13 protein-coding genes are annotated in these 13,696 nt (G+C 65.5%); 4 read left to right on the forward strand and 9 right to left on the reverse strand.

Annotated elements, in window-relative coordinates; translation table 11 throughout:
- The first annotated feature begins 113 nt into the window (after window positions 1–113).
- A complete protein-coding gene (locus DBY63_RS09780) occupies window positions 114–1,145 on the forward strand; it encodes a GGDEF domain-containing protein (protein WP_108581791.1) in 1,032 nt (343 codons plus the stop codon).
- A 13-nt stretch (window positions 1,146–1,158) separates the two neighbouring features.
- Here the strand turns inward: DBY63_RS09780 and DBY63_RS09785 are convergent, their stop codons facing one another.
- Entirely contained in the window at window positions 1,159–2,829 is a 1,671-nt protein-coding gene (locus DBY63_RS09785) for a methyl-accepting chemotaxis protein (RefSeq protein ID WP_044341802.1), read from the reverse strand.
- Window positions 2,830–2,990: 161 nt separating this feature from the next.
- Between DBY63_RS09785 and DBY63_RS09790 the strand changes: the two genes are divergently transcribed.
- A complete protein-coding gene (locus tag DBY63_RS09790; RefSeq protein WP_074583633.1) occupies window positions 2,991–4,181 on the forward strand; it encodes an MFS transporter in 1,191 nt (396 codons plus the stop codon).
- Here the strand turns inward: DBY63_RS09790 and DBY63_RS09795 are convergent.
- On the reverse strand, window positions 4,178–4,441 hold the full coding sequence (locus tag DBY63_RS09795) for a hypothetical protein (protein ID WP_027599258.1): 264 nt from the start codon (window positions 4,439–4,441) through the stop codon (window positions 4,178–4,180). The genes DBY63_RS09790 and DBY63_RS09795 overlap by 4 nt on opposite strands.
- Before the next feature lie 50 nt (window positions 4,442–4,491).
- Complete coding sequence (locus DBY63_RS09800; protein ID WP_007161805.1) at window positions 4,492–4,944, reverse strand: MarR family transcriptional regulator; 453 nt, start codon at window positions 4,942–4,944, stop codon at window positions 4,492–4,494.
- A 248-nt stretch (window positions 4,945–5,192) separates the two neighbouring features.
- Here DBY63_RS09800 and DBY63_RS09805 point away from each other — a divergent pair, with 248 nt between their 5' ends.
- On the forward strand, window positions 5,193–6,353 hold the full coding sequence (locus DBY63_RS09805) for an MFS transporter (protein WP_177411443.1): 1,161 nt from the start codon (window positions 5,193–5,195) through the stop codon (window positions 6,351–6,353).
- Between the two features lie 89 nt (window positions 6,354–6,442).
- On the forward strand, window positions 6,443–7,099 hold the full coding sequence (locus DBY63_RS09810) for an ion channel (RefSeq protein ID WP_027602391.1): 657 nt from the start codon (window positions 6,443–6,445) through the stop codon (window positions 7,097–7,099).
- Here the strand turns inward: DBY63_RS09810 and solA are convergent.
- From solA to DBY63_RS09840, 6 genes are all read right to left on the reverse strand, one after another.
- Entirely contained in the window at window positions 7,096–8,265 is a 1,170-nt protein-coding gene (solA, locus tag DBY63_RS09815; protein ID WP_108581793.1) for an N-methyl-L-tryptophan oxidase, read from the reverse strand. The genes DBY63_RS09810 and solA overlap by 4 nt on opposite strands.
- Before the next feature lie 290 nt (window positions 8,266–8,555).
- The gene (locus DBY63_RS09820) at window positions 8,556–9,839 is read right to left on the reverse strand and encodes a TRAP transporter large permease (RefSeq protein ID WP_108581794.1); all 1,284 of its coding nucleotides are present in this window, start codon (window positions 9,837–9,839) and stop codon (window positions 8,556–8,558) included.
- Window positions 9,836–10,477 carry a TRAP transporter small permease gene (locus tag DBY63_RS09825; protein ID WP_027599253.1) on the reverse strand — a complete coding sequence of 214 codons (642 nt, stop codon included), beginning with the start codon at window positions 10,475–10,477 and terminating at the stop codon, window positions 9,836–9,838. Before DBY63_RS09825 ends, DBY63_RS09820 begins: the two co-directional genes overlap by 4 nt.
- Before the next feature lie 55 nt (window positions 10,478–10,532).
- On the reverse strand, window positions 10,533–11,534 hold the full coding sequence (locus tag DBY63_RS09830) for a TRAP transporter substrate-binding protein (RefSeq protein WP_027602393.1): 1,002 nt from the start codon (window positions 11,532–11,534) through the stop codon (window positions 10,533–10,535).
- 69 nt (window positions 11,535–11,603) lie between these two features.
- Window positions 11,604–12,488, reverse strand: a complete 885-nt coding sequence (locus tag DBY63_RS09835; RefSeq protein WP_108581795.1) for a CoA ester lyase — start codon at window positions 12,486–12,488, stop codon at window positions 11,604–11,606.
- The gene (locus tag DBY63_RS09840) at window positions 12,485–13,684 is read right to left on the reverse strand and encodes a CaiB/BaiF CoA-transferase family protein (protein WP_108581796.1); all 1,200 of its coding nucleotides are present in this window, start codon (window positions 13,682–13,684) and stop codon (window positions 12,485–12,487) included. The genes DBY63_RS09835 and DBY63_RS09840 overlap by 4 nt, the downstream gene beginning before the upstream one ends.
- Window positions 13,685–13,696 lie beyond the last annotated feature (12 nt).

Raw genomic sequence — 13,696 nt, forward strand, 5'->3', positions numbered from 1 at the left:
CTTGATCCTTTCTACCCTCCATTCGGCTAAAGGATCCCCCAGACTGGCCGTTTGCCATTAAGCTTACTGTTAGCGCGTTTATCATTGGCGCACTGCTTTATGGTGATCCCTTCATGACTGCTCTTTCCTATCGTGATCGCAACCAGGCTCTCAACGACTCCCTGGGCAAATTCTGGCAGGTCGCCAAACCCGTGGTTCAGACGGCCATGGCCATTCATGTGGCGCTGCTGGTCGTTTTCATCCTGCTCGACCAGATCCTGATGGCCTGGGCCAACGTGCTCAGCATCGCCGCCTACGTGGGCTGCCTGACCGCCCTGCGCCAGCGGCGCTATCGCATCGCCAGCCTGACCATGAGTTGCGAGATCGTCGCCCACGCCTGGATCGCCACCTGGCAACTCGGCTGGGACAGCAACTTCCACTACTACGTGCTGTGCATCCTGCCGATCGTCATCTACAACTACCGCACCGCGCCGATCCGCCATCTGCTGCTGGTCTCCGGCATCCTGGTGACCCTGGCGGGCGGCTATCTGCTGCACCCACCCGCAACCCTCGCGCCCCTGGCGATGAAGCTGTTCGGCACCATCAACATCATCAGCGCCCTGGGGCTGCTGCTCTACGGCACCGGCGCCTCCTTCCACCACAGCACCAAGATGCAGCTGGACCTGCTGCACTCCGCCAGCCACGACAGCCTCACCAACCTCTACAACCGGCGGCGGATTCTCGACCAGGCGGAAAAGCACAGTGGCGTGAGTGGCAGCCTCATCCTCTTCGACGTCGATCACTTCAAGCACATCAACGACCGCTTCGGCCACGACTGCGGCGATCTGGTGCTGCAGGGGATCGCCGACGTCATCCGCCGCGAGGTGCGCCATTCCGATCTGGCGGCGCGCTGGGGTGGCGAGGAATTCCTGGTGCTGCTGCCCCAGGCGCGAACCGAGGTGGCCTGGGGGGTGGCGGAACGCATCCGCCAGCGCCTGACCGAGGTCACCGAATCACTCGAACGCGGTCCCGCGCGGGTCACGGCCACCCTGGCGGTCTGCGAGATTCGCGACTGCGAAGCCTTCGCCAGCGCCCTGGAGCGCGCCGACCAGGCGCTCTACCGGGGCAAACAGGAAGGCCGCGACCGGGTGATGCTGGCGGCCTGAGCCACCGTTTGCCCTAGACCACGAAGCGCTGCAGGGCACCGTGCAGATCGGCGGCCAGGGCGGACAGCTGCTGGCTGCTGGCACTGGTCTGCTGGGCGCCGGCGGCGGTCTGGTTCGCCGCGTCGCGGATCAGCGTCAGATTGCGATCGACCGCCGCCGTGGTAGCCGTCTGCTCTTCGGTGGCCGCGGCGATGGCGTCATTGCGCTGGCCGATGGCGGTGATGGCCTGGGTGATGCCTTCCAGCACCTGCCAGGTGGCCTGGGCCTGGTCGCGGGTATGGCTGGCCTGGAGGCGACTCTGATCCAGGGCGATCACGGTCTTCTCGCTGACCTGCTGCATGCCGCCGATCAGGCCTTCGATCTCGCGGGTGGAGTCGCCCGTACGGCTGGCCAGCCCACGCACCTCGTCGGCCACCACGGCAAAGCCGCGCCCGGCTTCCCCGGCACGGGCCGCCTCGATGGCGGCGTTGAGCGCCAGCAGGTTGGTCTGCTCGGCGACGTTGCGGATGACGTCGAGCATCTTGCTGATGCCCTTGGACTGCGCGGCCAGCTGGTCCGCCTGGTTGGCCGCATCGTCCACATTGCCCACCAGCTGGGTGATGGCGGCCAGCGTCTGCTTGACCTGCGCCTGTCCCTGCTTGGCCTGATCGACGCAGCGCTGCGATTCGGCAGAGGTGGAGGTCGCGTGCTCGCACACCGCCTGGACCGCCTGATTGAGCTGGGTGACGGCATTGGCCGCATGCTGGATATCGGTCGTCTGCTGCTCCAGGTTGCGGCAGCTGTCATCCATCACGGCGCTCACCTGGGTCGAGGCCGAGGCCAACTGCTCGGAGGCATTGCCGGTGTGGGCCAGCACCTCGCGCAGATTGCCCTGCATGCGCTCCAGCGCCAGCAGCAGCATGGCCGCCTCGTCGCGTCCCTCGGGCTGGATGTTCTGCCGCAGGTCACCCGCGGCGATGCCGCCGGAGATGTCCAGGGCCTGGCGCAGCGGCTGCACCACGCTGCGGGTCAGGCGCCAGGCCAGCAGCAGCAGGAGCAGAATGGCACCACCTATGACCGACCAGACGATGGCGCGGGCCTGGACGAACTGGGCGTTGGCCACCTCCTTGGCCTGGGCGGCGCCCTGCTTGTTCAATTCGCGCAGGAGTTGCACCTGCATGTCCATCAGATCGCCCTTGAGGCCGACCACGGTATCCAGCTGTACCCGCGCGGCCGGGATCTGCTGCTGCTCGATCAGCCGCACCTCCTCGCGCAGCCCTTCCACGAAGGGCTGGTAGGCGTCGTGCAGCGCCTTGATCGAGTCGCCCTCGGTCGCGTCGGTGACGACCGGCGCATAATCCCGGAACAGCTGGTCGGTCTCGTTGACCAGTTGCTCCAGGGTGACGCGGCTCATGGCCACGGCGCCCGGATCCTCGGCATTGAGCAGCACCACCGAGGCCTGGTTGCGCAACTTGCCGAGGTTGATCGCCAGGGAATCGGCAATGGCGATACTGGGCAGCCAGTCCTGCTCCATGCTCAGGGCCTGTCGGCGCAGCTGCTGCATTTCCCACAGCGAAAAGCTGCCCAGCCCGGCGAGCAGCACGGCGGCAAAGGTAAAGGAACACAGCATCCGCGGGCCGGTCTTGAGCGTTCGCAACCAGGAGCGGCGGGACAGACGGCGAAAGGGGGCAAGGATACGAAGCATGGGGGCGTCACTGCATGAAGACGGTCAAGCACAGGAGCCTAGGCAAGCAAGATGTCGGACTGATTACAAAATGCCTTCATCCAGATAAATCTGACGATTGCGACAAAAGATAACTGGGGCTAAGGTCCGCCCCTCTGTCCGCCAACCTGCCCGCCGCTGTCATGACTACCCCTACCGCCAAGGCTTCGTCCTTCCAGATCCTGTTGCTCGGCATCGCCCAGATCCTCGTCTGGGGTGGCTCCTTTTTCATTCTGGCGGTGCTCGCCGATCCGGTGGTCCGGGAAACCGGCTGGTCCCGGCAGTGGGTCTATGGCGGACTTTCCCTCGGGGTGCTGGTGTCCGGCCTGCTGGCACCGGCGTGCGGCCGCCTGATCGCCCGCCAGGGGGGCCGCACCTTGCTGTCGCTGAGCGGCCTGGGGGTGGCGGCCGGGCTGGTGCTGATGGCCAGCGCCCAGCAGTTGCCGGTGTTTCTGCTCGCCTGGGTGGTGATGGGCATCGGCATGGCCGCGGGTCTGTACGATGCGCTGTTCGCCACCCTGGGCACCTGCTACGGCACCCAGGCCCGTTCGGCCATCAGCGGTATCACCCTGGTATCGGGCTTCTGCACCGCCATCACCTGGCCCGTTGCCGCCTTCCTGGTCAGTCACCTCGGCTGGCGCGGTGCCTGCCTGGCCTATGCGGCCGTCCTGTTGCTGACGATCTGGCCGCTCTATCGCCGCGCCCTGCCCGCGCCGGTCCTCGTCACCCAGGCACCCCGGACCGGCCAGGCGGCATCGGCCGTGCCGGTCAACCGGGCGCTCTACACCGTGCTCACGGCACTCTTCACCCTGGGCGCGATGCTGATGACGGCAATTTCCGTCCAGCTGATCACCCTCCTGCAGGGGCTCGGCTACAGCCTGGCGAGTGCGGTGGCGCTGAGCACCTGCCTGGGGCCGAGCCAGGTGGCCTCGCGGATCATCGACCTGCTCAACCGCAATGGTCACCCGTTGTGGACGGCCCTGGCCTCGGTGGTCTGCACGGCCGCCGGCCTGCTGTTGGTGACCCTGGGGCCTGGCCTGGTCTGGGTGACGGTCGTGGGTCTGGTGATCTTCGGTGCGGGCAATGGCCTGCGGGCGATCATTCGGGGCGCCCTGCCGCTGGCGCTCTGGAATCCGGCGGAATACGCCACCGTCCTGGGCCGCATGGCGCGCCCGGCGTTACTCGGCCAGGCGGCCACGCCCCTGCTCTGCGGCTATGTGCTGGAACATCACGGCCCCCAGGCGGTGCTGGCCCTGCTCTGCCTGCTGGCGCTGATCAACGTGGCTCTGGTCGCCTGGCTGTTCAGAGCGCTGTTCGGCCGTGCCCCGGCCTAGTCGCAGGCGATTTCCAGAGGGACCAGGCGCAGCTTGATACCGGTGCGGCGCAGGGTAAGGATATCGCCCTCGCGCTGTCCGACCTCGTCGCCCAGGGTACTGCGCAGCGTCTCGCCGAGCAGCCGGGCATAGGTCCGCGGGTCCTCGCCTTGACAGCTCTCGGCGATATGCAGCTCGCCCTGGAGCAACTTGCCGGCCGTGCGCCCGCTGGTGAGATCCACAAGCAGGTAATCCTGGTCGGGCTGATAGTTGAAGGTCATACGAATTCCCCGGCGACTGTAGCCATGGGAACCGATCAGGGCGGGTTGGTTCAGGACGTCGGGTTGCCTTCCTCGTCCAGGCGGTTGCGCAACATGACCAGGGTCTCGCGCAGATCGTCCAGCCCGGCATCGCCCAGCGCGCAGACCTGCCGCACCCGGCTGTTGACGCCGTTGGCCTGGTCACGCAGCGAGCGACCCGCTGGCGTCAGTTCGATCGACAGGTTGCGCTCGTCCTCGGCGCTGCGCCGGCGCGTGACCAGCCCGGCCGCTTCCAGGCGCTTGACCACGGGGGTCAGGGCACCGGAATCCTGCCGCAGTCGATTGGACAGTTCCTTGAGCGTGAGGCCGTCATGCTCCCAGAGCACCAGCATGATCAGGTACTGCGGGAAGGTCAGGCCCATGCTCTCCAGCAGGGGTTTGTAGAGTTGCGTCATCGCCAGCGAAGCCGAATACAGGGAAAAGCACAGTTGCTGGTCAAGGAGCAGTGGATCTTTGGCTGTCATGGGATCTGCCATTACAAAACGTGAAAAGAGTGGAAGGTGCAAGCGCCCCAACGCGAGCCGAAAGGCCGCCTGGCGTGAGTTCGGTTGCCGGAAACATCCGGTAACTGGCACTGGATTCCGATACCACAGGATGCCACAGTGAGCGGCTGGACATAAATAATAAGGGTAATACCTGCATGGCCGTTTCCTCTGCCACGCCAGCCGTTCCTGGCGAAACCCCCACCGCCGCCCTGCCCGGCGCCTCGCCGATGGTGGCGGGCATTCTGGCCTCCTGTGCTCTGGCCCACCTGATCAACGACCTGATCCAGTCCGTCCTGCCCTCGATCTATCCCATGCTCAAGGATAGTTATGGTCTGACGTTTACCCAGATCGGTCTGATCACCCTGGCCTTCCAGATCACCGCCTCGCTGCTGCAACCCTGGATCGGCTTCCATACCGACCGCCATCCTAAACCCTATCTGCTGCCCGCCGGCATGGTCTGTACCCTGATTGGTGTACTGCTGCTCGCCTTTGTCGGCAGCTTTCCCGCGATCCTGGCCGCCTCGGCGCTGATCGGCGTCGGCTCCTCGACCTTCCATCCGGAAACCTCGCGGGTAGCGCGCCTGGCGTCGGGCGGTCGCTTCGGCCTGGCGCAATCCACCTTCCAGGTCGGCGGCAACGCCGGCACCGCCATCGGCCCCCTGCTGGCCGCCGCAATCGTCATTCCCTATGGGCAGACGCATGTCGCCTGGTTCGCGCTCTTCGCGCTGTTCGCCATCGGCGTGCAGTACGGACTGTCGCGCTGGTATCGCAATCACCTGCGCAGCGCCAAGGGGCGCAAGGCCGCCGCTGTCGGCCATGGCCTGTCCCCCGGTCGGGTGACCTTCGCGCTGATCGTGCTGGCGCTGCTGGTGTTCTCCAAGTACATCTACATGGCCAGCATCACCAGCTATTTCACCTTCTATCTCATCGAGCGCTTCGGCCTCTCGGTCGCCAGCTCCCAACTGCACCTCTTCCTCTTCCTGGGTGCGGTCGCGGCCGGTACCTTCTTCGGCGGCCCCATCGGCGATCGCATCGGCCGCAAGGCGGTCATCTGGTTCTCGATTCTGGGCGCGGCGCCCTTCACCCTCGCCCTGCCCTACGTCGATCTGTTCTGGACCAGCGTGCTCAGCGTCATCATCGGCTTCATCCTGGCTTCGGCCTTTTCGGCGATCGTGGTGTACGCCCAGGAACTGGTCCCGGGCAACGTGGGCATGATCGCCGGCATCTTCTTCGGCCTGATGTTCGGCGTCAGTGCCATCGCCGCCGCGGGCCTGGGCAACCTCGCGGACCACCACGGCATCGAATACGTCTACCAGCTGTGCTCCTACATGCCGCTGCTCGGGATCCTCACCCTCCTGCTGCCCTCCACCCGCCGCAAGGCGGCCTGAGGTGCAGGCCACGGGAGCGCGAGGCTCCCGTGGCGAAGCGCTGCGCCACCCGCTACGCTGGCCGCCCCTGAGCCTTTCGCCGAGTCGCGATGAAGAGTCCCCTGCACTACCTGGTCCGTTATCCTTCCGCCAACCTGCTGTTCATCCAGCTCCTCGGCCTGCTGCTCTACCCGCTGGTGGAACAGGAAGAGCATGGCCGCGCCATCATCGGCGCCTTCGGCATCATCGTCCTGGCCACCGCCCTGCGCATGGTGCGACGCAGTCCGACCATCCAGTGGCTGGGGTTCATCCTCGCCGGCTGCATCCTGGTGCTCACGGTGCTGGTGGAATGGCACGGCAATCCCCACCTGGTGGTATCCCTGGCCATTCTTGACTCGGTCTTCTACTTCTATGCGGCAGGCAGTCTCATCGCCTACATGATGGAAGACCAGCGCGCGACCACCGATGAACTCTTTGCCGTGGGTGCGACCTTCACCCTGCTGGCCTGGGCCTTCGCCCACGCCTACTCGGCCTGTCAGATCCTGCAGCCCAACAGCTTCACCGCGGCCAACGACCCCCTGGCTGCGCGGACCTGGACCGAGCTGCTCTATGTCAGCTTCGCCATCCTCTCCGGCGTCGGCCTGAGCGATATCTATCCGATCAAGCCGATGGCGCGCTCGCTGGTGATGCTCGGCCAATTCTCCGGCGTCATGTACATCGCCCTGGTGGTGACGCGACTGGTCACCCTGACGGTGCGCAGCCGCTAGCCGAATCGCGCGAGGCTGAAGCTGTCGAGATCGATGTCGCTGCGCCCGGTGGTCACCCGCTGGGCGAGCGCCTCGCCCAGCGCCGCCGAATGCTTGAAACCATGCCCCGAGCAGGCGCTGACCACGGTCACGCCCGGCAGCGCCGGATGTTCGTCGACGATGAATCCGAAGTCGGGTGTCACGGTGTAGGCGCAGACCGCGCTGCGCACCGCCCGGTCTGCAAGACCGCCAACCCACCTCCCGACTTGATTACCGAACAACTTGCTCGATTCTTCCGGGTGAATCGACCGATCAATGCCTATAGGGGTGGTATTATTATGGTACTGCTCCGTGGCGACCTTGACGGCGTTTTCGCCTGGCAAGGGCGGAAAGCCGTAGAAGAGATCGCTGTCGCCACTGCCATGGGCAAGGATGAAGCTGGGTGAATCCGCCGGAAACAGTCCCGGCCCGGCGACTTCGAACCAGTGCAGCGTCTGCCGACAGACGCGCAGCAGCCGGTCGAAAGGTGCGCCCAGCAATTCAGCACTCCACATGCCGGCGGCGACGATGACCCGCTTCGCCCGCCAGCGGCCTTGCGCCGAATGCAGCAATACGCCCTGCTCGTCCGCTTCCAGGCGCTCGATGACGGTATCGGTATGGATCTGGGCGCCCCGCTCGCGCGCCCCATCCAGCTGCGCCTGGATACAGGCTTCCGGATAGAGATAACCGCCGCCTGGTTCGAAATAGCCCAGGGCATCGTCTGCCACGCGAAATTGCGGAAAGCGCTGGCGAATGGCGACGCCGTCCCAGGCTTCATGAGGGATCCCGTACTGGCGCGCCAGCTCCAGGGTGGCCCGGGTGAAATCCGGGCGGCCATGATGGGAGGTCGCCGTCGCGGTGGCGGTCATGATCAGCACCCCGCATTGCTCGAACAGCCGGGCGCCCCGCTCCGCCTCCAGCTCGCGCCAGAGGTGCTGCGAACGGATCGCCAGCGGTACATAGGCCGCGCCCTCGCCCACGGCCTGGCGGGTGATGCGGGTGGCGCCGTGGCTGGAGCCCAGGTCATGGGGTGGCGCATAGCGATCGATACCCGCGACCCGGACCCCACGCTTCGCCAGTTGGTAGAGCGTGGCCGCCCCCATGGCGCCCAGGCCCAGGACAATGACGTCATGAATCGCGCTGGTCATCTTATCCCCTGCTCTTTTTCGCTTATCGAGCGGCGAACGCTAGCAGGGCGAGCTGTCCGGGACCAAGGGCGGAATCAGCAATGGGCGGTCATCGTCCCCATCAGGTGTTCGCGCGAAGGAGTCGAACGGTAGAAGTTCACCCCGTATAGGGGTGGTATTACGTGATGAACGATGCAGGGCCGTGTAGCGACGAGGACGGTTCCGGCCCATCGTGCTATGCGTGGTGCCGCCTCAACCACCAGGTGAGGAGTCCGGTTGCCGGACTCTTCACCTGGTCACCCTCCCCGACCTCAGGTCATGCCCAACCAGTTCGGCAAGGCCAGGGACAGATAAGGTACATAGGTCACCAGGATGAGGAAGGCCAGCATCACCAGCAGCCAGGGGGAAACGGCCCGGATGGTCGTGGTGAGCGGCATGCCGGTCACCGCTGAGGTGACGAACAGATTGAGGCCCGTCGGCGGCGTGATCAGCCCGATCTCCATGTTGACCACCATGATGATCCCCAGATGGATCGGATCGATCCCGAGCTGCACGGCGATCGGGAACAGGATGGGGGCCAGGATCAGGATGATCGCCGACGGCTCCATGAAGGTGCCCGCGATCAGCAGCACGATGTTCACCACGATCAGGAATTCCATCGGCGAAAAGCCCTGGTCCACCACCCAGCGGGTGATCGACTGGGGAATCTGCTCGGTGGTCAGGACATGGGCGAAGAGCATGGCGTTGGCGATGATGAACATCAGCACCACGGACAGCTTGGCCGCGTCGATCAGCACCCGATGGCACTGCCGCAGCTGCATGTCCTTGTGCACGAAGACTGCGACGATGGCCGCGTAGATCGCCGAGACCGCCGCCGCTTCCGTGGGCGTGAACATGCCGGAATAGATGCCGCCGAGGATGATCACGATCAGCATCAAGCCCCAGATGGCGCGCCGTCCGGTCCGCATCACCTCCTTGAAGGAAGCTCGCGGTAGCGCCGGAATGTTCTTGATGCGGGCGATGATGTAGATGGTCACCATCAGCACCAGGCCCAGCAGCAACCCCGGCACCACCCCCGCCATGAACAGCTTGCCCACCGAGGATTCGGTGGCCGTCGCATAGACCACCATGACGATGGAGGGCGGGATGAGGATCCCCAGGGTGCCGGCATTGCAGACGATGCCGGCGGCGAATTCGCGCTTGTAGCCCGAACGGACCATGCCGGCGATGACGATGGAGCCCACCGCGGCCACGGTGGCTGGCGACGATCCGCAGAGGGCGGCGAACAGCATGCAGGCCAGGATCGCGGCGATGGCCAAGCCGCCCCGGATATGGCCGACGCAGGCGTTGGCGAACTCGATCAGCCGATGAGCCACCCCGCCCGTGGTCATGAAGGCTCCGGCCAGGAGAAAGAACGGGATCGCCATCAGGGTGTAGTGCTCGCTGGTCTCGAACAGCTTGATGGCCAACGAGCGCACCGAGTCGTTGCTGAACAGCAGGATGGTGAGGGCACCGGAAAGCCCCAGGGAAACGGCCACAGGAATGCCGATGAACATGAGGGCGAACAGCGCCAGGAACAGGAAGGTAATGGTCATGGCTGGCGCTCCGTGCCGTGCTGGCCGTCGACGAGCCGGAGGGCATCCTCGGCTTCGCTATGACCCCCGAAGCCGCTCTGCTCGTTGCGCAGAATGCGCAGGAACACCTCGACGAAGCGGATGAGCATCAGGGCGAAGCCGATCGGCACGATCATGACGATGTGCCACTGACGCAGACCGAAGCGGTCGAGATCCTCGGCGCCGATGTTGGCGTTCATCAGCGCCGCTACCCATTGTTGGCTGGAATAGGTCATCAGTCCGCAATAGAAGATACAGATGCCGACCGCCAGCAAGGCCACCGCCTTGCGCAAGGCGGGCGGAAAGGTCTTGACCAGCAGATCGACCCCCAGGTGAGCGCCGATGCGCACGCCCCAGGCCAGACCGATAAAGATCAGCCAGCCGAACACCGCCTTGGTCAGGGCGATGCTCCAGGTCATTTCCTGGGAGACGAAGAGCAGGCCGTCCCCCATGGCCAACAGGGGTTCTTCCAGGAAGGCGCTGCGATCGGCCAGATAATAGAAAACGGCGTATACGTTGTTGACCACCACGTAGACGAAGGTGATCAGGGTCATGACCGCCAGCAGGAAGGCGACGAGCGCTTCCTCCAGCCGGCACCAGAGACGGGTCACGGCAGACATACGAACCTCCAACAGGCACTGACAGGGGGCGAAAGAAGGACGCGCTCGCGGGTCTTCAGCTGGCCTTGTTGGCGTTGACGGCTGCCTCGATCACCTCGCTGCCGATCTCTCCTTCGAACTTCTTCCAGACCGGCTGCATGGCCTTGCGCCACTCCTCGCGTTGCGCGGGAGTCAGTTCGATGATCTCGCTGGTGCCGGCTTTGGCGATGGCGCCGCGAGCCTCGTCATTGAGTGCCTTGGCCTGACGGTTCACCTCCAGGGTGACCTCGCCCATCACCTTATTGAGCTCGGTGCGCACGTCCTCGGGCAAGCCCTGCCAGAACGTGGTGTTGGTGATCACCATGTAGTCGATCAGGCCGTGGTTGGACTCGGTGAAATAGGGCTGGACCTCATGGATCTTCTGGCTGAAGTAGTTGGACCAGGTGTTTTCCGTGCCATTGACGACCCCGGTCTGCAGGCCCTGGTACACCTCGGCGAAACTCATCTTGCGCGGCGCGGCGCGCAAGGCCTTGAATTGCTCGTCGAGGACGGCGGAGGCCTGGACCCGGAACTTCAGACCGCGGGCATCCCTGGGTTCACGCAGCGGCTTGTTGGCCGAGAGGACCTTGAGGCCGTTGTGCCAATAGGCCAGACCGGTGATGCCCTTGCCCTCCATGCTGGTCAGCAGCGCCTTGCCCTGGGGCCCGGCCTGGAAGCGGTCGACCGCCGCCATGTCATCGAACAGGAAGGGCAGATCGAAGACCTGCACCGCCTTGGCGTAATGCTCGAATTTGGCCAGCGAGGGGGCGAGCATCTGGACGTCGCCCAGCAGCAGGGCCTCCATCTCCTTGCCGTCACCGAACAGCGAGGAGTTGGGGTAGACCTCCACCTTCACCCGGCCGGGCAGGCGCTCTTCCGCCAGCTTCTTGAACAGCACGGCGCCCTGCCCCTTGGGCGTGTGCTCGGCGACCACATGGGCGAACTTGATGGTGATGGGCGCTTCATCCGCCGCGTACAGCGAACCGGCGAAGGAAAACACGGCGGCACAGAACAGCGTTTTGAACGGAAACGTGGGCATGGCGACACCTCATCTTGTTTTTGTAATCAGGTCGGGGTTATTAAACGCGCCCCCTCCGCGGGGCGGAATTCAGCATTGCCCAACAGGGCCTTCAGCTCCGCCTAACACGGGAGCCGCCTTTTCCAGGCGTCCGAGCAGACGGCGCGCGCGCCCTATCACGGGCGCATCGATCATCTTTCCGTCGACGACGAATACCCCCTGCTCATCCTGACTCGCTGCGATCACCCGCTGCGCCCAGTCGATTTCCGTGGCCGTCGGCGCCAGGGCGCCATGCACCACGGCGACCTGGCGGGGATGAATGCACAACAGCCCGGCGAAACCCTGGTCGCGGGCGCTGGCGGTGGCCGCCGCCAGCCCGGTCAGGTCATCGATGGCCGGAAAGACGCTGTCCAGGGGTGCGGGCAGTCCAGCCAGTCGGCCTTCCAGCAGGAGTCGAAAGCGTGCCTGGTCCAGCAGCCGTTCCGCTGCCGCGGTACCGCTTTCCCAGCCGAGATCCAGGCCCAGATCCAGACCGCCGAGCACCAGGCGCTCCACCCCGGCAGCCCCGGCGATCTCCTTGAGTCGATCCAGACCCCGGGCGCTCTCGATGATCGGCCAGACGGGCTTGCCCGTCTCGGCATGGACGCGGTCGACCTGGGCGGCGCTTTCCGCCTTGGGCAGGACGATTCCGCGCACCTGCCCCAGGGGTTGGCACAGCGCCAGGTCGTCGCCATGCGCCGGGTGGGCGGCGGCATTGATGCGGATCCAGACCCGGAAGTCAGGCGCGGCAAGCAGTGCCTGTTCGAGGGCGTCACGTGCAGCTGTCTTGGCGGCTTCGGCGACCGCATCTTCCAGGTCCACGATCACCACATCGGCACCACTCGCCAGGGCCTTGCCGATTCGCTCCGGGCGCGTCGCCGGGACGAACAGGGCGGAGCGAGGATCGGCGGGAAGCGTGTCGGCGCCGGGGATCATGGGGCACCTCGCTGGGGCGCCGCGGCCAGGGCTACGGGGTCATACCCCAGCTCCTGCAACACCGCTTCGGTGTGCTCGCCCAGCGCGGGAATCGGATCCATCCGCGGCTCGAAGGCACTGTTGCTCGCCGGTGGCAACAGGGCGGGCAAGGGACCGGCCGGGCTGCCCACCTCACGCCAGCGATCGCGCTCGCGCAGCTGGGGATGCGCCCAGACCGCCGCCATGTCATTCACCTGGGCATTGGCGATCTGCGCCCGCTCCAGACGGGCGATGACCTCTGAGGTCTCGAGCTGGGCGAACGCCTCGACGATCAGGTCGCGCAGCGCGCCGCGATTCGCCGAGCGTTTGAAGTTGGCGGAAAATCGCGGATCCGTGGCCAGCTCCGGTTGCAACAGCACCTGCTCGCAGAAGAGCTGCCACTCCCGCTCGTTCTGCAGGCCCAGCATCACCGTGCCGCCATCGCCCGCGGGAAAGGGCCCGTAGGGGTAGATGGTGGAATGGGCGGCACCGGCGCGTGCGGGCGGCGGCATGCCGGCATAGGCGTAATACAGCGGATAGCCCATCCACTCCACCAGGCTCTCCAGCATGCTGACCTCGACGCGACTGCCCTCCCCCGTCCGCTCCCGCAACAGCAGCGCCGACAGGATGCCACTGTAGGCATACATGCCGGCCGCGATGTCGGCGATGGAGCAGCCAGCCTTGGCTAGCTGGTCATCGTCAGGTCCCCCCGTCACCGAGAGAAAACCTGCCTCGCTCTGAATCAGCAGGTCGTAGGCTTTCTTGCGTTCATAGCTGCCACCGCCGCCATAGCCGGACACGTCGCAGACGATCAGCCGAGGAAAGCGCGCGTGCAGGACGTCGAAATCCAGCCCCAGCCGACTGGCCGCGCCCGGCGCCAGGTTCTGCAAGAGGACGTCCGCCTTGGCGAGCAGCCCGTCCAGCACGGCGAGGGCGTCGTCCTGTTTGAGATCCAGGGCCACGCTCTCCTTGGAGCGATTGGTCCAGACGAAGTGGGAGGCGAGTCCGGCGACACGCTCGTCGTAGCCGCGGGCGAAATCGCCACTGCCCGGCCGCTCGATCTTGATGACGCGGGCGCCCAGGTCGGCCAGTTGCCGGGAGCAGAACGGCGCCGCGATCGCATGTTCGAGACTCACGACCGTGATGCCATCCAGAGGACGAGGTTTTTCGACAGCCATCTTGGTTCACTC

The organism is Pseudomonas sp. RIT411 (assembly GCF_003057735.2).
In the GTDB taxonomy this organism is placed as follows: domain Bacteria; phylum Pseudomonadota; class Gammaproteobacteria; order Pseudomonadales; family Pseudomonadaceae; genus Chryseomonas; species Chryseomonas oryzihabitans.